The following is a 19,001-nucleotide window of genomic DNA, read 5'->3' as shown; positions in this document are numbered from 1 at the left end:
GTGAATCATCCAACATGAAAACAGTCTAACACATCTTGAAAAGGATCGCAAGACGTTGTATGCTGTATGTGTCGGAAGAATCTATGATAAAATAATCAAACATCTTTCGAGGACAAAACCAACCGAAAAAGAGGGATGCCAGAAGCCAAAGTACGCAACCAACCCATAACCCAAGGAGGTGCCATCTGAACCATGAACTCGTTCCCGCAGAGGAAAACCTGAACCGCATCGACGGGTTCCTGATGATCCCGTCCAGCCTTCTCTCGGAAGAACCTTACCGGGAACTTCCCGGCGAAAGTAAGCTGCTGTACGGCCATTTGCTGGGGCTGTTGCGGCTGTCGGCCCAGGATACCACCGGGCGCTGGAAAGCCAACGGCAGGCCCTGTGTGAGCCTCTCGCGGGCCAGTGCGGGGCGATTGCTGCACTGCCAGCGGGAGAAAGCCGCCGGATTGTTCGCCGCCCTGGAACGCTGCGGTTTGCTGGAACCGGTGCCGGGACAGCCAAACGGAAAGGCACGGCGGTATTACCTCAATCTGCCCCGGCCCAAGGAACCCAACGAGCTGTAACCACCCGTCGGAATTTCCGCCCCGACCTGTCGGAAAAATGGACAGGCAGTTGACGGATTTGCCGACACCGACCCGTCGGAAAAACCGACACAATAAAGATAGAATGATATATCTATCCAAAAGAAAAATAGAGAAAGAATTCCACACCCCGCGTTTTGCAAAAGGTGGACATGGGCTGTGGTGCCAGGCTCCCAGAGGCACCCACAGACATGGCAACCGCTACGATGGCGGCTCAACCGGAACGCTGGCACAGCGGCTTTGGTTGGCAGCCGTATCCCGATCCCTCCCGCCGCAGCGGGCCCACTGGCACTTTGCCGGCAATGCCGGAAAGTGTCATAGTGGGTCAGATGCTTTCCAAAGCATCTGCGTACACCATCCGCAGCAGAACCGTACCCAAGAAAGGAGCCGCCTATCAGCAAAATCCATCGGACCGTGGTGCGCAATGAGCGCTACCGTAAAAATGCCATCTCGGTGCGGGAGCGGCACAATGAACGCAAGAACGAAGTGTACTCCAACCCGGATGTGCTGCTGGAATACAGCTACAACAACGTAATCTTCAAAGCCTGCGAGGCAACTACTTACGCCCAGCAATTTGATCGGATGGTGGAAGAAGGCATTGTTTCCACCCGAGGTCTGAAACCAGATGCCTACGTCTTTGACGAGCTGGTGTTTGATGTGAACACTGACTATTTCGAGACCCATGGCGGCTATGAGTACGCCAAGCAGTTCTATGCCGAGGTGTACGAGCTGGCCAAGGAAATTGCTGGTGGGGAGCAGTACATCATCTCGGCGGTCATGCACGCCGACGAGCGCAACCGGGAAGCCAGTGACCGGCTGGGAAGGGATGTGTTCCACTATCACCTTCATGTTGTCTATCTGCCGGTGGTGGAAAAGCAGATCCGCTGGTCTAAGCGGTGCAAGGACCCGGCGCTGCGGGGCACCGTGCGGGAAACGATCATGCAGGTGAGTCACAGCAAAAAGTGGCCGATGGTCCCCATGACCGACGAACAGGGTCAGCCTGTGCTGAAAAAGAACGGCAAGCCCCGGCTGGTGAGTTCCTACAGCCTGCTGCAAACGCAATTCTTCGAGCATATGCGGCAGGCGGGATTCACCGACTTCGAGCGCGGCATACAGGGCAGCGATGCCGAACACCTGGAGGTTCTGGAGTATAAGGTCCAGAAAGACCGCCAGACAGTGGCAGAACTGTCTGACCAGACCAAACAGCTGCAAAGCCAACGGAAGGAGCTTATCTCCCAGGTGAAGAACATTTCCGGCTCAATCCGCGATGTGGCGGACATCGAGCAGCGGGCCAAAACCAAAGGCGTGCTGGAAAAGCGAGTGGAACTGATGCCGCAGGACTTCCAGACCCTGTGCGAGATGGCAAAGGCTACCGGCAAGCTGCAGGCAGAGAATCGCAGCCTGCGGATGCAGCTGCAGCAAAGTGCGGTGAGGGAACAGGAATCGCGCAAGCGCCTCCGCCGCTGTGAGGAACAGCTGGATGCAGTACTCACCGAGACCCGGCCCTACCGGGAAGCCATGCGGGTGGCACCGGAGCAGGTGCAGGCATTTGTGCTGGGCATCTGCCGCCGCCAGCAGGAGAAAAAGCGGCTGAACCGTCAGCAGCGCCGCCAGCGGGCCAAGGGTCAGGACCGATGACAGAACGCATCATAAGGCAGCAGGGGGCAGCCCTGCAGAAAGGAGCCGCTACGGAAGATCGGCAGGAGAAGAGAACGGCACAGGCAGCGGCGTCCGCTAAGAACCGGGAGGACGGCGTGCCCCAGCAGGAGCTGGAACGGTTTGCCCGGTTCCTGCTGCCCAAGATCCAGGCATTTTACCAGTCGGAAGAGGGACAACGGCTGTTTGAGGAGTGGAAGAAAAATCGCCGGTAAAAGAAAGGCTCGACGGCAAAAAAGCGCTGCCTTATGGCAACGCTTTTGCTTTCGGAAAACAGATGGTGAATGTTGTTTCGTGGCCCGGAAAACTTTGTACCTGAATGGTGCCGCCCATAGCAACAACCAGTTCCTTGGTTATGGAAAGGCCAAGACCGTTTCCGGGGGTTGTGCGGGAAGGATCGCATTGATATAACCGGTCAAAAACATGAGGAAGATCGTCGGCAGAAATGCCTGTGCCATTGTCGGAGACACGGATCGTTGCCTGTCGGGCGTCAGGGATCAGACAGAAACGAAACCGTGTGCCATGACTGTGCCGGAGCACATTCTCGCAAAGGTTATTTACGATACGCTTGTAGGCATTTTTATCCAGATCTGCCAGCCAGGCTTCTTCCGGGATCTCAATCGTATAGGAAAAACCGCTGCTTTCCAGCGGGCCGATCCATTCGGCAACATATTGCCGTGAAATCTCACAAAGATCCAGCGGTTCGATTTGAAGCTTTTGCTCGCCTGCATCCAGTTTGACCCATTCAAAGAGCTTTTCCACAAAGGAACGCAGGGCACCGGCCCGTTCATAGGCGGTCTGCAGATATTCTTCCTTCTCCTGGCCTACCACAAGTCCGTTTTCTACAGCTTCCAGATAGCCTGTCAGGGAGGCAAGCGGTGTCTTGATGTCATGGGAAAGATTGGTGATCAGCTGTTTATAGGCCTGTTCGTGGTGCTTCTGTTGGATGGCGCTCTGCTGGCTTTGCTGTACGATCTTGTTGATACCGTAGCCAATGGATCGAATCGCTTGCGGACCGCGGGTTACAATCCTGCGGTTCAGGTTTCCGGCTCCGATATCTTCCAGGGCTTTCTGGATTTCCAGAAGCTCCCGGTGCCAGAGAAAAAGCGTTGCAGCAAGCCAAAGGGCCAGCGCCGCACACAATATACAAATCACGGACAGCATAGATCTTCTCCCTTATGCCTTTTCATTGAAGCGATAGCCCACGCCATACACCGTCAGTACATAAAAGGGGTGCTCAGAGTCTGGCTCAATCTTTTTGCGCAGCTTGCTGATGATCGACATAATATTGCCGTCATCCTGGTAATAAGGCTCTTTCCAGATATTCTGATAGATTTGCTGTTTGGTAAAGATGCGCCCCTTGTGCTGGGCCAGAAAGAGGAGAATGTCAAATTCTCTGGCGGTCAGAGATACCAGCTTTCCTTGTACTTCCACCGAATGCGCCGACGGGTCGATGGTCATATCTTGAAACAGAAGGCGCTGATTCTCTTCATGGCGGGGATTGAACTTCGTATACCGGCGCACCAGAGAGTTCACGCGGGCCGTCAATTCTGCCAGGCCGAAGGGCTTGGTCAGATAGTCATCTGCACCGTTCTGCAGCCCGGTAACCTTATCTTCTTCCTGATCTTTGGCGGTAAGCATCAGAACCGGCACGTTGCTCACAGCCCGAACCTTTTCCAGGACGCTGTATCCATCCATGCCGGGAAGCATGATGTCCAGAATGACCAGAACACAGTCGTTTTGATTCTGATAGAAGAAGGAAAGCGCATCCTCTCCGCGCAGAAAAGTATATACGGGAACTTGCGCCGTTTCGATACACTTTTTGACCAGTTTGCACAGTGCTTCGTCATCGTCAATTGTTAGAATATATTTCATGGGTCCGTCCTCAGTCTGGAAGTTCGTAGATACAGCAACAAGCGGCTGCTGTATGTATTGTATCACGTTCCGGGCTTTGAGAAAATTTCGGAATCAGCCTTTTCTCTGTTTTGAGGAAAAAACAAGATTTCGTTAAGATTCTGATAAGGCGAAAGTAAGATTTTGAGCGTATACTGAACACAAGTTCCAAGAAATCTCCCTCACCAGAACAAGGAAAAGAGGTTTACCATGAAAGAATCCTATGCCATTGAAACCCGGCACCTGACCAAAAGATACGGGGAACAGGTCGCCGTCAACGATGTTTGCCTGCACGTCCCCAAAGGCCACATTTATGGCCTGCTGGGGCGGAATGGCGCCGGGAAAACCAGCATTATGAAGATGATTTTACAGCTGATGCCAGCTACCTCTGGCGAAACGCTGCTGTTCGGAGAGCCGGTGAAGCGCAGAGAGCGCAGTGTCTTTCAGCGTATTGGTGCCATCATCGAAACACCTGGTTTCTATCCCAATCTGACGGGAACCGAAAATCTGGAAATCTTCGCCAAGCTGCGGGGAACGATCCGCCCTGACGCAGTGGAGCACGCCTTGCAGGTGGTGGGGTTACCCTATAAGGACAAAAAGCTCTTTGGGGAGTATTCGCTGGGCATGAAACAGCGGTTGGGGATTGCCAACGCCATTATGCATGACCCGGAACTGCTGATCCTGGATGAGCCTACCAATGGCCTGGACCCCATCGGGATTGCGGAGGTACGGGCCTTTATCCGCTCCCTCAGCGAAAAAGAGGGAAAGACCATTCTTGTCTCCAGCCATATCCTTTCGGAAATTTCCATGTTGGCCGATGACATCGGCATTCTGGACCACGGTGTTTTGCTGGAAGAGGAAACGATGGAAGAACTGAAAAAGAAAAACCAGAAATATATTCTGCTGCAGGTGTCCGATACAGCGGCAACGGCCCGCATTCTGGAACAGCGGATGGCTCTGCAGGTAGGGGAATATTCCATTCAGGATACAACCAGCGTCAAAATTTTTAAAACCACCATCGACCGGGAGGCACTTGTGCGGGAACTCACGTTGCAGGGCGTGGGGCTTTCGGGACTGGCAGAAAAAGACGATACGCTGGAAGACTATTTCAAGAAAATCACGGGAGGCGAAGGCATTGCTTAATGTGGTGCGCGTCGAGTTTTCCAAACTGCGGCGCTGGAAACTTTTACGGGTCTTGCCGTTGCTCTCTCTGGTGCTGCCGGCGATTACCTTCTCCTACTTTGCCACCCATCCCGATTATCTGACGGATATGGGTTTATACAAGCAGGCGCTGTTTTCCTTTAATATTTTTCTGATTCTGCCTGCCATCCTGGGCGTTTTGGCATCTATGCTGGTATATAATGAGCAGCGCTGTGATGTCTTGAAACAACTGTGGATCATCCCTATGAGCAAGGGAGGCTATCTCTTTGCCAAGTGGGTGGTCGCTCTGACGGTTTCCCTTGCTTTTATGATGCTGGCGGTGGGCTTTACCTTTGCATTCGGGCTGGCCTTCGGGTTCCTTTCCTGGAACGGAGAAATGATGGCATTCATTCTGTATAAGGGAATCGAAGCCGCAGTTTTGGAAGCAGTGGCAGTTATCCCGATTCTGGCACTGGCGGTATCACACAAGGGTTATCTCCTGCCTTGCTGCGCAGCGATTATCTATGCTTTTCTGGGCTTTATCGTGGCCCAGACGAACCCGTACCTGATTCCCTCTGCCTGTGCCATCCTTTGTATTTCAAGAGATCTGCCCGATATTATAATGCCTTGTGCCTATCAGCCGTTTTTTGCTGTACTCTGTTTTGGAGGATGGGCGGTGGCGTCTGGAATCTACGCCTATCATGGACTTTCGGAAAAGTGAGGAAAACACAATGCAGGTTATGATTTGGACAGAATTGAAAAAACTTCGCCGTTCCCGTATGCTGCTTGTGGCACTGTTTGGACTCTGCATGGTACTGGTCATTGTGACAGCCCAGGGCTTTTTCGCCGGAGGAAATGAAGCGTATGGCATGGAACCGGAATGGTACCTGACCGGGGTACAGTCCCTGGGAACGATGTATGCGCTGCCGGGCATCATCGCGCTGTTCGGCAGTTATATCATTTGCCGGGAGAGCCAGGAAGATGTGCTGAAGTCACTTTTGCTCATTCCGGTCAATATGGGCAAGATGGTAGTGGCCAAGGTCATGGTGATTCTGGTTTTCAGCGTGGGAACCTATCTTGTGCTGTTTCTGGCGGCCTTTGCTGTAGAAATGGCTTTTCACGCCCAGGTCCTTACGGCAGCAATTTTTTGGCTCTATCTCAAAATCTATCTGGTGGATGGAATTTGCGTTTTCTTTGCAGTGCTGCCCATTATCTGCTTCATTACCGAAAAGAAGCTGGATTACTGGCTCAGCCTTCTAGCAGCGGAAGTTTACTCCTTTATCACGATCTTCGTGGGAAACCTGGGAACCATATCCAAACTGTATCCGCTGGTGGCTGCGTTCACGCTTTCCGGGTATTACGAATCCACCCCGACGGAAATCCTGCTCAGTGTGATTTCGCTGGCGTTGTGCGGTATGATATCCGGTATACTGATTTATCGGTTGAGCAAAAGGGACGCTTTGCAGTAAAGTCGCTGTATCGGGTGCTTTCGGAATCCTAAGTGGACAATACTTCTTGCAATAAATCTAAAATTCGATTATACTTGAATTGACAAATTTTGCAGGAGGTCTTTCCATGGATGTATCCGTAGGCACCCGCCTGCGCGTGCTGCGCAAGGATGCGGGGCTGACCCAGGCCCAGCTGGCGGCGCTGGCCGGAACCAACCAGGCTGCCATCAACCGGTACGAAACCGACCGGGCGGCGGCACCTTACCGCATTCTGGTCTGGTACGCCACCTATTTTAATGTATCGCTGGACTATATCTTCGGTCTGTGCGAGGACCCCCGCGGACGGTATGTCTGTGTCACGCCGGAGGGGGCACAGGAGGTGGTACAGCGCAAACCGGACTGGAGCGAGTTTGTGGAAGCCTGCTTCACGCCTGGCAGTGAGCTGAACCGGCGGCTGAAACAGATGATCCTCAACATGGGAGAAGAGGAGAAGCACAAGTGAGGAGGTGCACGCCATGAATGCCGTGATCTATGCCCGTTACAGCAGCGACAACCAGCGGGAGGAATCCATTGAAGGTCAGCTGCGGGAATGCAAGGAGTATGCCGACCAAAACGGCATCACTGTGGTGCGGACCTACATCGATAGGGCACTGTCCGCCAAGACCGACAGCCGCCCGCAGTTCCAGCAGATGATCCACGACAGCGCCACCCACACCTTTGAAGCGGTTCTGGTGTGGAAGCTGGACCGCTTTTCCCGCAACCGGTACGACTCGGCCCACTATAAGCGCATCCTCAAAAACAACCGGGTCCATGTGGTGTCGGTGACGGAACCCATCTCCAACACGCCGGAAGGCATCATGCTGGAAAGCTTGCTGGAAGGCATGGCCGAGTACTATTCGGCGGAGCTGGCTGAGAAGGTCAGCCGCGGCCACAAGGAGAACGCCCTAAAGGCCAAGTTCAACGGCAGCCCGGTACCGCTGGGGTACCGTATCGACAGCGAGCATCACTACCAGATCGACCCGGCCACCGCGCCGGTGGTTCGGGAAGCGTTCCAACGGTATGCGGCGGGGGAGAGCATCCGCAGCATCATCGAATCGCTGAACGCTCGCGGCATACGCAACAGCCGGGGCAACCCGTTCACTAAGAACAGCTTCCAGACGCTGCTCAAGAACCGCCGGTATCTGGGTGAATACCGCTATAAGGATACCGTCATCCCGGACGCCATCCCAGCCATCATCGACCCGGATTGCTTCGATGCGGTGCAGCGGCGGTGCGAGATTCACCGCCAGGCACCAGCCCACAACAAGGCGGACGTCCATTATTTGCTCACCACCAAGCTGTTCTGCGGCAAGTGCGGTACCATGATGGCAGGGGAGAGCGGCAGAAGCCACACGGGCACGGTCCACTGTTACTATAAATGTGGTACCCGCAAACGCAGCGGCAAGGAGGCTTGCAGCCTGAAGCCGGTGCGCAAGGAACCACTGGAGCAATTTGTGGTGCAGACGGCGCTGGAAAAGGTGCTGAACGACCGGGTCATTGACCTGTTGGCGGACAAGCTGCTGGAATACCAGAGCAAGGAAAACACCCGTCTGCCGGTTTTGCAGGCGGAGCTGAAAGAAGTGAAGCGCCGGATCGACAATCTGGTGGCGGCCATCGAGCAGGGCATCCTGACGCCCTCCACCAAGGCGCGGATGGAGGAACTGGAACAGCAACGTGAAGCGCTGGAAACCAGTATCCTGCAGGAGCAGATCGAGAAGCCGCCCATCACCCGGGAGTAGATTCTTTTCTGGTTCGATCAGTTCCGCCACGGCGACCCGGCGGATATCGCCTTTCAGGAAAAGGTCATCGACTGTTTTGTCAACTCCATCTATCTGTTCGATGACCGCATTGTGGTGAATTTCAACTATCAGGAGGGCGGACGCCCGGTATCTCTGGAAGAAGTACTTAGTTCGTTTTTGGATGGGGATGGTGCACCAAAAATACCGCAACGAGTGTTGCGGTATTTTTTTATGCACCATCCCCTTCGGGGCGGGCTCATGCGTCGCGCAAGCGCTTGCATTCGCCTCGCGGGGACCGGTCGCTAAAAACGTTCCACTGGAACGTTTTCTTAACGCTCCCGCTGATGGTGCACCAGAAACAGCCTTACACAGTGTGTAGGGCTGTTTTTTTGTTGCAACATCCCGGGACGCTACGACTTTCCCGGTGCAGACGGGGACGAGAACAGCTCGTGCCCGCCGCCTGCTCCGGCGGGCACAAGATAGAGCGCGGGTCCCTGTGGTGCCTGATTAGCCGGAAAGAGGGGCTACATCACCCCCTTCGGGGAAGCCGCATGCGTTGCGCAAACGTTTGCGTTCACCTCGCATAGTATTTGCTTATTTGTTTCAAAACGTGGGAGGCTGGCGGCGAAAGCGAGAGGCTCCTCTGTCCCAGTGCAGAAATTTTGCATGGATTTTACATAGATTTGATGATGCGATGGTAGATAGGCCCGCCGCCGCACTGATAAAATAAGATGAATTATTTTTAAAATGCCCCCGTTTTGACGCGGTCTGCTGCGTATTCTGCTGTAAAGGGGGAGAGAGGAATCATCATGGTACGCACCGAACATGATATCGTGCAATTGGTCTATGCTGCCAAGACCGACCCGGCGGCTGCCGATGCCCTTGTGCAGCAATATCTGCCCTTTGTGCGCAGCGAAACGGTCAAATTTACCCACGCTGCCATTGAAGCAGGCCACGAAGATGCCCTGAGCGTGGCCTTGCTGGCATTTTACGAAGCCATCCTGAGCTATGAGCGGAGCCGCGGCGCCTTTGTGCCCTATGCGGCCCGTGCCATCCGCAACCGGCTGATCGACCAGTACCGGGCGGAACGCCGTCACCGGGGCCATGTGTCCTTGCAGGCGCCTTCCGGCACGGACGACCGGGATCTGGAGCAGACTCTGCCCGAAAAGGAGAATCCGGTGGAAGCTAGTGAACTTCGGCTGGCCAGCCGCCGGGAAATCGAGGAGTTCGGCGCCCAGCTGGCGGAATTCGGCATTTCTTTTTCCGACGTGGCGGACAACTGCCCCAAGCAGGACCGCACCCTGGATGCCTGCCGCCGGGTCCTGGCCTATGCCCGCACGGCGCCGGACCTGCTGGAACGCCTGGTGCAGACTCGCCGCCTGCCGGTGGCAGAACTGACAGCCGGCAGCGGTGTGGACAAAAAGACCATCGAGCGTCACCGCCGGTATCTGGTGGCGATCCTTCTGGCCTTTACCAACGGTTATGAGATCATCCGGGGGCATCTGTGCCAGATGGCGCCCCGCAAATCCCCGGAGAAAGGAGGGGACAAGGTATGAAATATCTGGTTATGGAACTTCATCCTGCCTATGCCGTCCTGCTGGACGAGCAAGGGCGGTTTCTCAAGGCGGCCAACCTTGGGTATTCCGTGGGCCAGCAGGTGGAACAGCCCGTTTTGCTGCGCAGTCTCCGCATTCTGCCGGTAAACTTCGCCGCTATCGGCGGCCTGGCCGGGGCAGCAGCCTGCGCCTGCCTGGTGTTCTTCGGCTATTACCAGCCCAACTATACCGCCTACGGCACCTTGCAGATGGCCATTAACCCCCAGGTGGAAATGACCCTGAGCCGCACCGACCGGGTACTGGCGCTGGAAGGCCTGAACAGCGATGGCGCCGACCTGATCGAGGGATATGATTTTGCCGGCCGAAAGGGCAGCGAAGTGGCCGAAGACCTGGTGGACCGGGCTTTCGACCTGGGATTTCTGGAGGAAGGCGGGGAGGTATCCCTGTCCGTTGAGGGCGGAGATGACACCTGGAAAACAGACACTGAAAACAGCGTGAAAGACACCCTGGAAAGCAAGTATGCCCAGACCATTGTGATCCATCTGGGTGAACCGGACCCGGAACCCGCGCCCACGCCGACGCCGACGCCCACGCCGACTCCTACGCCGACCCCGACACCCACCCCCACGCCCGTTCCCACACCCAGCCCGACGCCTGCACCCACCCCGGTGCCCACCCCAGTCCCGCAGGATGACTGGGATGACGATGACGACTGGGACGACGATTGGGACGACGACGATGATGGGGATGACGATTGGGACGACGATGATGACGACGGCGGGGACGATGACTGATCCCGGCGGCAGGGAAAAGGGGCGCAGAAAAATTTTTTGAAAAAAATTTGGAGCGGACCCCGTTTTCAGGATCGGGACTGCGTAATCTTCAGGTGTAAGCGATAAGGAAACGGACCTGAACAGCAGAAAAAGAAAAAAATCCGGAAGACCCCGGTTTTACGCATCCGGTTCCGTATCCTTCCCACAGAGATACAAAAACAAAACAAGGAGATGACCCAAATGAAAAAGACCACGATGCTTGCCCTGACCTCTCTGGCCCTGACCGCTGTTTTCTCCCTGACTGCCTGCGGAAACACCGCCGCGTCCACCGCACCTGCTGCGTCCACTGTGTCCGCCGGTTCCGCCGCGCCCCAGGCGGCAGCCGCCGGGACCCCGGCCGGTACGGTGCTGCTGAGCGTGAACCCCGAGATCGAGATGGAATATGACGATGCCGGACAGGTGCTGGCCCTGAACGCCCTGAACGGGGACGGCAGCGCCGTGCTGGAAGGGTATACCGGCTACGAAGGCAAGCCTTGCACCGGCGTGGTGAGCGAGCTGGTCAGCCGCATCAACCAGGACGGATATTTTGAGAAGACCATCGCGGGCCAGGAAAAGAACATCGTCCTGCGCCTGGAACACGGGTCTTCCATCCCTGATGAGGAGTTCATGAACAACCTGGCCGACGCCGCCCGCGCCACCGTGGAAGCGGAACAGATCGGCAGCCGCACCGTGGCGCTGGATGAGGACGATCTGGACGACACCCACCCGGGCAAGGATTACATCAACGCCCAGGCAGCCGAGGACCTGCTGGCCGCGCAGCTGGGCCGGGACGACCTGCAGTTTGTGGAGCGGGAATACGACCTGGACGACGGCGACTATGAAGTGGCGTTCATGCTGGACGGCGTGGAGTACGAGTATGAGGTGGACGCCGTGACTGGCAAGGTCACCGAGATGGACGTGGACGGCGTGGATCATGATGACCTCTACGACGATGACGTCTATGACGATGACATCTATGATGACGACCACGACGACCTCTACGACGATGACATCTATGACGATGACATCTATGATGACGACCACGACGACCTCTACGACGATGACATTTATGACGATGATCTCTACGACGACGGCCACGACGATCTCTACGATGACGACATTTACGACGATTACGACGATGATTTCGACGATGATGATGACCACGACGACAATGATGACGATGACGACGATGACGACGATGACGACGATTGGGACGACTGATGATCGCCTGACATTGCATTCTCCCTTACATCCCGTAGCGGCATAAAACAGCAGCCTCACGCTTCCGGTGCGTGAGGCTGCTGCTTTTTGTATGGCGAACCCCGTCCCCGGGGGCAAGAAAAAGCCCCCGCCAAGGCGGGGGGATAGCCTAATCATTTTGGGGAGATTCCTCGTTATCATAAATGAAGCACATTTTACAAGGACAGGGGGGATGCGTATGCGGGACGCGCAGTTGATACAGCGCATTCAGGCCGGAGACCGCACGGCGGCGGATACCTTGATTGAGCAATATTATACGGCAATTCTGCGATATTGCGCCCGCCATACCCCTTGTACACAGACGGCGGAGGACCTGACCCAGGAAGTCTTTTTGCACCTATTCCGCACCATAGGAAGCTACCGGGAACAAGGGCAGTTCCGTGCCTATCTGTATCGCATCGCCTATTGTCTGTGTGTGGATGCTGCCAGACAAAGAAAAACGGAACCGTTGCCGGAGGACATGGCTGATACATCGATGCCTTTCGAAGATGTCGAAACCCGTGATATGGCAAAGCGGCTGTTGGCAAATCTGCCCCCGGAACAGCGGGAAGCGGTATTGCTCCGGTATGGGGAGGGACTGAAATACCGCGAGATCGCAGCCGTGACGGGCCAGCCATTGCGCACCGTGCAGAGCCGTGTACGGAAAGCATTGAAAACTTTAAGGGAGGGAAAACTGTGAATTCTTCTGAGTTGCATCGCCTGCTGTGCCAGGGGCCCCAGCCCTCTCGTATGGCAGAAACCAAACAAAAGTGTGCCGCGCTCTTACAGGAGAATCCGGTGCGGCAGCGTACTGGGTTCTGGACCTTCCTCTCACAGGTATGGCGCTTTACCGGGGTGCCCATGTGGGCGGCACAGGGGGCCGCTTCTGTGCTGTTTTTCCTGGCAGCGGCCGGACAAAAAGACCTTTTGTCCTGGCTGCCGCTGCTGGGGCCGCTTCTGGTGGCAGTGTGTCTGCCGGTCCTGTTTGCTGGTCAGTGCTACGACATGGATGAACTGGAAGCATCCACCTGTGTGTCCCGTGCGGAACTGGCACTTGCCAAGCTGATTCTGGCCGCGGCCGCAGACCTTGTGATTCTGACGTCGGCACTGGTGTTGGGAAGGTCACAGACGGGAAAAGCCTTGCTGCCGTTATTTTTCTATCTGCTGGTTCCTTTTTTGTTTTGTGCGATGGTTGCCTTGACCGTACTTCGACGCTGTCCGCGGAGCAATGGGACGATCTGTATCGCGGTATGTTCCGTCACGGCGGCGGGACTGCTGATGATTCATCTTGCGGCGCCCCAACTGTATGAAACGTCTGCGTTGGGCGGCTGGATTCTTGCATTCCTGGTATTCGGCGGATTTTTTGTCAGAGAACTGATTTCTCTGTTCCAACAACGAAAGGAGGGCATCATCGGTGGAATTGCTGCTTGAAAATCTGTGCAAGGAGTTCGGAGGAAACACGGCGGTGGCAGGGGTCACGGCTGTGTTGGAACCCGGTATTTATGGTCTGTTGGGCGCCAACGGGGCGGGAAAAACAACCCTTTTGCGGATGATCTGCGGCGTCTTGAAGCCCACTGCCGGACAGGTACGCCTGGATGGAATTCCCATTGACGCACTGGGGGCGGTATACCGGGATAAACTGGGTTATCTACCCCAGGATTTTGTCGGATATCCGCAGTACAGTGCCCGTGATTTCCTTCTGTATATGGCTGTGCTGAAAGGGATGACCCGCTCCCAGGCCATGCCCAAGATTCAGGAACTGCTGCATATGGTTCGTCTGCAGGAGGCTGGGAATAAAAAGATCCGGACCTTTTCCGGCGGAATGCGCCGCCGGTTGGGCATCGCTCAGGCATTGCTCAATGACCCGGATATTCTGATCCTGGACGAGCCCACCGCAGGGTTGGACCCCAAGGAGCGAGTCCACTTCCGCAACATTCTGGAAGGGTATGCGCAGCAAAAAATTGTGCTGCTTTCCACCCACATTGTTTCTGACCTGGAAGCGATTGCGCACAAGGTGTTCCTGATGAAAGACGGATGCTTTCAAACCCAGGGGACAGTTTCGGAGCTGCTGCAGCAGGCAAACGGACGCGTGTGGGAACTGACTGTGCCATCCCGGGAGTCTGAGACCTGGCAGGCACGGATGACAGTGGCAAATCTGCGCTATGACGGGAACAGCGTGACGCTGCGGATTCTGGCGGATGCAAAGCCTGCCCCGGCGGCAAGGCCCTGTATCCCCACGTTGGAAGATCTGTATCTGTTGTACTTCCCGGAGGAGGAAGGAGGCGACAATCCATGAGCCTGTTCTGGCAGGAACATAAGAAACTGTGGCGCTCCGGGCTGACCAGACTGGCAGTCTGTGGAATGCTGCTGCTGACGCTGGGGCTGCAGGTATGGGCCATGCAGTGCATCAATTTCGGCACCATGCGGGCAGATGGAAGTCACCAGATCGATGGGTATGCGAACATTCGCAAGAGTCAGCAATATGCCGCCCAGTGGCAAACTCTCACCGATGAAGCAGCACAGGATATGGTGCGTACCTATCAGCAAATCCTGGCGGAAAACCCGGAGTTTGACGGTGCTTTGGCGGATTTCAGCTTTCTGCAGGGAACATTGGTGTCGTTTCTGTGGCCGGAGGTGGAGGATCAGACCCAACCCTATCCCACACTTACCATCTACTATGTGGACCCGGCCCGCTTGACCGGTCTGTATGAGCGTCGGGAGGAAAAACTGGAATATTACCTGGAAAACCAGTTTTCAGACCCGGCGGATCGGCAATTCTTCCTGGATATGGACAGCCAGGTGGACAAGCCCATGGCATACGGCTGGGCTGCAGGCTGGTCTGCCATTTTGGGCAACGGAATCGGGGGCTTTGGGCAGATGGTCTTGCCCGTGGTTCTGGCTCTGGCCCTGACATCTGTGTTCGCCGGGGAAAGGCGGCGGGGCATGGATACGCTGCAGGTGACATCCCTGCATGGAAAAGCTGGACTGGCCGGGGCAAAGCTCCTGTCTGGTCTGGCGTTTGCGGTGGAAATCTTTGCGGTGTTTGCAGCGGTTATGGTGGCGGTTCAGGCTGTCTGGCTGGGATTTGAGGGCTGGGATCTGCCCATTCAGCTGATCAAGATGCTGACCACTGCACCGATGAATATGCTCCAGGCGGAATGCTATGAACTGGCGTACCTGTTCTGCTCTGTGTTGGGCTTTGCCGGGATTGCCTTGCTGATGTCGGCGCTGTTGCCGGGAACCACGGCAGCACTGATCGTCGCGTTGCTGATCACCTGGGGACCGCAGATCCTCAATCAGTATCTGCCCTGGTCGGTGCAGCAATACCTGCGGCTGTTGCCCTTTGTGGGAGGGGCGGAGGATATCTTCCGGCAGAACCTGTATCACTGGTTTGGTTTCCGGATCTGGTCGCCCGGACCTTTGCTGGTGATCCCGTTTCTGGTAGGATTCATTTGCCTGCCGTTTGCTGTAATGGCGTGGTGCCGGAAACGAAAACGGTAAAGAGCCGTCAATATGCAAAATGTCATGGGAGACAGACATCTCTCATGACATTTTTTCTGACAGGTGAACTGTGAAAGGACCAGAAGAAAGACCTGAAGAAAACTGCTAATTCGATTATACTTGAATTAACGAATCTTGCAGGAGGTCTTTCCATGGATGTATCCGTAGGCACCCGTCTGCGCGTGCTGCGCAAGGACGCGGGGCTGACCCAGGCCCAGCTGGCGGCGCTGGCCGGCACCAACCAGGCCGCCATCAACCGGTACGAAACCGACCGGGCGGCAGCACCTTACCGTATCCTGGTCTGGTATGCCACCTATTTTAATGTATCGCTCGACTATATCTTCGGTCTGTGCGAGGACCCTCGCGGGCGGTATGTCTGCGTTACGCCGGAGGGAGCACAGGGGGTGGTGCAGCGCAAACCGGATTGGAGCGAGTTCGTGGAAGCCTGCTTCACGCCGGGCAGCGAGCTGAACCGGCGGCTGAAACAGATGATTCTCAATATGGGAGAAGAGGAGAAGCACAAGTAAGGAGGTGCACGCCATGAATGCCGTGATCTATGCCCGCTACAGCAGCGACAACCAGCGGGAAGAATCCATCGAGGGACAGCTGCGGGAATGCAAGGAATATGCCGACCAGAACGGCATCACCGTGGTGCGGACCTACATCGATAGGGCACTGTCCGCCAAGACTGACAGCCGCCCGCAGTTCCAGCAGATGATCCACGACAGCGCCACCCACACCTTTGAGGCGGTGCTGGTGTGGAAGCTGGACCGCTTTTCCCGCAACCGGTACGACTCGGCCCATTATAAGCGCATCCTCAAAAACAACCGGGTACATGTGGTGTCGGTGACAGAACCCATCTCCAACACGCCGGAGGGCATCATGCTGGAAAGTCTTTTGGAAGGTATGGCCGAATACTATTCTGCAGAGCTGGCCGAGAAGGTCAGCCGTGGTCACAAGGAAAATGCACTCAAGGCCAAGTTCAACGGCGGCCCGGTGCCGCTGGGCTACCGTATCGACAGCGAGCATCACTACCAGATCGACCCGGCCACCGCACCGGTGGTGCAGGAGGCCTTCCGGCGGTATGCGGCGGGGGAGAGCATCCGCAGCATCATCGAATCGCTGAACGCCCGGGGCATCCTGACACCCTCCACCAAGGTACGGATGGAGGAACTGGAACAGCAGCGTGAAGCGCTGGAAACCAGCATCCTGCAGGAGCAGATCGAGAAGCCGCCCATCACACGGGAACAGATTCTGTTCTGGTTCGATCAGTTCCGCCACGGCGACCCGGCGGATATTGCCTTTCAGGAAAAGGTCATCGATTGCTTTGTCAACTCCATCTATCTGTTCGATGACCGCATCGTGGTGAATTTCAACTACCAGGAGGGCGGACGCCCGGTATCTCTGGAAGAAGTACTTAGTTCGTTTTTGGATGGGAATGGTGCATAAAAAATACCGCAACGAATGTTGCGGTATTTTTTATACACCATCCCCTTCGGGGCGTGCTCATGCGCCACGCAAGCGCTCGCGTTTGCCTCACGGGGACGGGGCGCTAAAAATGCTCCGCAGGGAGCATTCTTTTCACGCGCCCGCTGGTGCTGCACCAAAACGGGGTGACCATCTGGCAGATTCTGCCCCTGACCCCCACGGGCTACACCCCTACCAGCTCTATTCCTCCTGTGCGGGGGACTTGGTGGACGTGTGGGCCGGCAGGGACAACTTCCTGCTGGACAAGAACGGCCGCCCTGCCTTCATCGCCGGGGCGCCCCCGGACGATTTCAGAGCCACCGGTCAGCGGTGGGGCAACCCTATCTATGACTGGGACCGGCTGCAGAGCCGGAACTTTGAGTTCTGGGTGAAGCGCATCGGCTATAACCAGAAGCTGTTGGAAATCATTCGAATCGACCATTTCCGTGCCTTTGACACTTACTGAAAGATCCCCGCCGCCCGCCGCAAGTTGCGCCGCTGGCTGAAAAAGCAGGGCTTTGGCACGGGCTCAGCGGTGAAAAAACGGATGGACTGTACTCTGACTTCCACGGCGGTATGGACGATTCTGCCTTTACAGGATATACTGGAACTGAGAACCGCCGCCCCGGGGAACTGCCCAATGATATGCAGGCGGCCTTCGGCGGTCCTGCCTGGGAGTGGGTGCCGGAGGTGGAGCAGTATTACTTCCATCAGTTTGCCCCCCAGCAGCCGGACCTGAACTGGGACAACCCTGCCCTGCGCCGGGAAATTTACGACATGATCCTGTGGTGGATGGACCAGGGGGTGGAAGGCTTCCGTCTGGATGTCATTGACCAGATCGCCAAAGACCCGGACAGGAAAATCACCGGCAACGGCCCGCGGCTTCATGAATTCCTGCGGGAACTGAGCGCCGAGACCTTCCAGAAAGGCTGTCTGGTCACGGTGGGCGAGGCCTGGGGCGCGGACATCCCCCGGGCCCGGCTGTACAGCGCCCCCGACGGCAGCGAACTGTCCATGGTGTTCCAGTTCGAGCAGATGTGTCTGGACCAGCAGCCCGGCAAGGAAAAATGGGACCTGGCGCCCCTGCCCTTTGTGAAAATGAAAAAAAGCTTTGCCCGCTGGCAGCAGGAGCTCCACGGCCGCGGCTGGAACAGCCTCTTTCTGGACAACCACGACCTGCCCCGCATCGTTTCCCGCTGGGGGGACGACGGGGCGTACCGGGAACGCTCCGCCAAGCTGCTGGCCATCATGCTTCACGGCATGCAGGGCACGCCCTACATCTACCAGGGCGAAGAGCTGGGCATGACCAATATTCGCCTGCCGATGGAAAAATATCAGGATGTGGAGATCCGGAATTTCTACCGCAAGCGTATGGCTGAAGGCTGCCCCGAAACGGAGATCATGGCCTCCATCTATGCCAAGGGCCGGGACAATGCCCGGACTCCCATGCAGTGGACGGCGGGGAAGAACGCCGGCTTTACTACAGGGACTCCCTGGCTGCCCGTCAACGCCAATCACACTGTCATCAATGCCGAAGCAGAGCTGGCAGACCTGAATTCGGTCTTTGCCTGCTACCGGAAGCTCATCGCCCTGCGCAAGCAGTACCCGGTTTTTGTGGAAGGGGACTTCACCCTGTTGGAACCCGACCATCCCCGCCTCTTTGTCTATGAGCGGGCCATGGAGGGACAGCGGCTGCTGGTGGTGTGCAACTTTGGCGGGGCGCTCACGCCCTGGACACTGCCTGAGGACTGGCGCGGCGCGGAGGTCCTCATTGAAAACTGCCCTGCCGTCCCCGGCGCTCTGCAGCCCTGGGAAGCAAGGATTCTGTACCAAAACGTCCAATAAAAGAGAGGGGAAAGGCCGGGCGCCTTTTCCGCCTGCACAAAAAATACCGCAACGGCTGTTGCGGTATTTTTTGTTTGGATGG

General features: G+C 56.2%; 21 protein-coding genes. 19 read left to right on the top strand and 2 right to left on the bottom strand.

The window, feature by feature from the left end:
• Positions 1-242: 242 nt before the first annotated feature.
• From INF35_RS13340 to INF35_RS13330, 3 genes are all read left to right on the top strand, one after another.
• Entirely contained in the window at positions 243-566 is a 324-nt protein-coding gene (locus INF35_RS13340) for a hypothetical protein (RefSeq protein ID WP_193503286.1), read from the top strand.
• A 432-nt stretch (positions 567-998) separates the two neighbouring features.
• A complete protein-coding gene (locus INF35_RS13335) occupies positions 999-2,222 on the top strand; it encodes a plasmid recombination protein (RefSeq protein WP_328740962.1) in 1,224 nt (407 codons plus the stop codon).
• On the top strand, positions 2,219-2,455 hold the full coding sequence (locus tag INF35_RS13330) for a hypothetical protein (protein WP_193503309.1): 237 nt from the start codon (positions 2,219-2,221) through the stop codon (positions 2,453-2,455). The genes INF35_RS13335 and INF35_RS13330 overlap by 4 nt, the downstream gene beginning before the upstream one ends.
• 31 nt (positions 2,456-2,486) lie before the next feature.
• Here the strand turns inward: INF35_RS13330 and INF35_RS13325 are convergent, their stop codons facing one another.
• Entirely contained in the window at positions 2,487-3,404 is a 918-nt protein-coding gene (locus tag INF35_RS13325; protein ID WP_193503284.1) for a sensor histidine kinase, read from the bottom strand.
• A 12-nt stretch (positions 3,405-3,416) separates the two neighbouring features.
• Entirely contained in the window at positions 3,417-4,115 is a 699-nt protein-coding gene (locus INF35_RS13320) for a response regulator transcription factor (RefSeq protein WP_193503282.1), read from the bottom strand.
• 228 nt (positions 4,116-4,343) lie between these two features.
• Here INF35_RS13320 and INF35_RS13315 point away from each other — a divergent pair, with 228 nt between their 5' ends.
• From INF35_RS13315 to INF35_RS13240, 16 genes are all read left to right on the top strand, one after another.
• The gene (locus tag INF35_RS13315) at positions 4,344-5,276 is read left to right on the top strand and encodes an ABC transporter ATP-binding protein (RefSeq protein ID WP_193503280.1); all 933 of its coding nucleotides are present in this window, start codon (positions 4,344-4,346) and stop codon (positions 5,274-5,276) included.
• A 1-nt stretch (position 5,277) separates the two neighbouring features.
• Positions 5,278-5,994: an ABC transporter permease gene (locus INF35_RS13310; RefSeq protein WP_328740970.1), complete on the top strand. Its 717-nt coding sequence runs from the start codon at positions 5,278-5,280 to the stop codon at positions 5,992-5,994.
• Positions 5,975-6,742 carry an ABC transporter permease gene (locus INF35_RS13305; protein WP_328740957.1) on the top strand — a complete coding sequence of 256 codons (768 nt, stop codon included), beginning with the start codon at positions 5,975-5,977 and terminating at the stop codon, positions 6,740-6,742. The genes INF35_RS13310 and INF35_RS13305 overlap by 20 nt, the downstream gene beginning before the upstream one ends.
• 106 nt (positions 6,743-6,848) lie before the next feature.
• Complete coding sequence (locus tag INF35_RS13300) at positions 6,849-7,223, top strand: helix-turn-helix domain-containing protein (protein WP_193503274.1); 375 nt, start codon at positions 6,849-6,851, stop codon at positions 7,221-7,223.
• 13 nt (positions 7,224-7,236) lie between these two features.
• Complete coding sequence (locus INF35_RS13295) at positions 7,237-8,499, top strand: recombinase family protein (protein ID WP_328740954.1); 1,263 nt, start codon at positions 7,237-7,239, stop codon at positions 8,497-8,499.
• 809 nt (positions 8,500-9,308) lie between these two features.
• On the top strand, positions 9,309-10,055 hold the full coding sequence (locus INF35_RS13290) for a sigma-70 family RNA polymerase sigma factor (protein ID WP_193503272.1): 747 nt from the start codon (positions 9,309-9,311) through the stop codon (positions 10,053-10,055).
• Entirely contained in the window at positions 10,052-10,849 is a 798-nt protein-coding gene (locus INF35_RS13285) for an anti-sigma-I factor RsgI family protein (protein WP_193503270.1), read from the top strand. The genes INF35_RS13290 and INF35_RS13285 overlap by 4 nt, the downstream gene beginning before the upstream one ends.
• Positions 10,850-11,068: 219 nt before the next feature.
• On the top strand, positions 11,069-12,088 hold the full coding sequence (locus INF35_RS13280) for a PepSY domain-containing protein (RefSeq protein WP_193503267.1): 1,020 nt from the start codon (positions 11,069-11,071) through the stop codon (positions 12,086-12,088).
• A 217-nt stretch (positions 12,089-12,305) separates the two neighbouring features.
• The gene (locus INF35_RS13275; protein WP_193503265.1) at positions 12,306-12,806 is read left to right on the top strand and encodes an RNA polymerase sigma factor; all 501 of its coding nucleotides are present in this window, start codon (positions 12,306-12,308) and stop codon (positions 12,804-12,806) included.
• Positions 12,803-13,537 carry a hypothetical protein gene (locus tag INF35_RS13270; protein WP_193503263.1) on the top strand — a complete coding sequence of 245 codons (735 nt, stop codon included), beginning with the start codon at positions 12,803-12,805 and terminating at the stop codon, positions 13,535-13,537. Before INF35_RS13275 ends, INF35_RS13270 begins: the two co-directional genes overlap by 4 nt.
• Positions 13,521-14,402 carry an ATP-binding cassette domain-containing protein gene (locus tag INF35_RS13265; RefSeq protein WP_193503261.1) on the top strand — a complete coding sequence of 294 codons (882 nt, stop codon included), beginning with the start codon at positions 13,521-13,523 and terminating at the stop codon, positions 14,400-14,402. The genes INF35_RS13270 and INF35_RS13265 overlap by 17 nt, the downstream gene beginning before the upstream one ends.
• Positions 14,399-15,607, top strand: coding sequence for an ABC transporter permease (locus tag INF35_RS13260; RefSeq protein WP_193503259.1), 1,209 nt, complete (start codon positions 14,399-14,401; stop codon positions 15,605-15,607). Before INF35_RS13265 ends, INF35_RS13260 begins: the two co-directional genes overlap by 4 nt.
• A 152-nt stretch (positions 15,608-15,759) precedes the next feature.
• Positions 15,760-16,134 carry a helix-turn-helix domain-containing protein gene (locus INF35_RS13255; protein WP_193503257.1) on the top strand — a complete coding sequence of 125 codons (375 nt, stop codon included), beginning with the start codon at positions 15,760-15,762 and terminating at the stop codon, positions 16,132-16,134.
• Between the two features lie 13 nt (positions 16,135-16,147).
• Entirely contained in the window at positions 16,148-17,056 is a 909-nt protein-coding gene (locus INF35_RS13250; RefSeq protein WP_193503256.1) for a recombinase family protein, read from the top strand.
• Between the two features lie 109 nt (positions 17,057-17,165).
• The gene (locus INF35_RS14145) at positions 17,166-17,540 is read left to right on the top strand and encodes a 4-alpha-glucanotransferase (protein WP_407925649.1); all 375 of its coding nucleotides are present in this window, start codon (positions 17,166-17,168) and stop codon (positions 17,538-17,540) included.
• Between the two features lie 110 nt (positions 17,541-17,650).
• Complete coding sequence (locus tag INF35_RS13240; protein WP_193503254.1) at positions 17,651-18,919, top strand: alpha-amylase family glycosyl hydrolase; 1,269 nt, start codon at positions 17,651-17,653, stop codon at positions 18,917-18,919.
• The last annotated feature ends 82 nt before the right edge of the window (positions 18,920-19,001 follow it).

Source organism: Gemmiger gallinarum, from assembly GCF_014982805.1.
GTDB lineage: Bacteria > Bacillota > Clostridia > Oscillospirales > Ruminococcaceae > Gemmiger > Gemmiger gallinarum.
The sequence above is the reverse complement of the archived record's forward strand: the minus strand, read 5'-3'. Positions and strand labels throughout refer to the sequence as shown.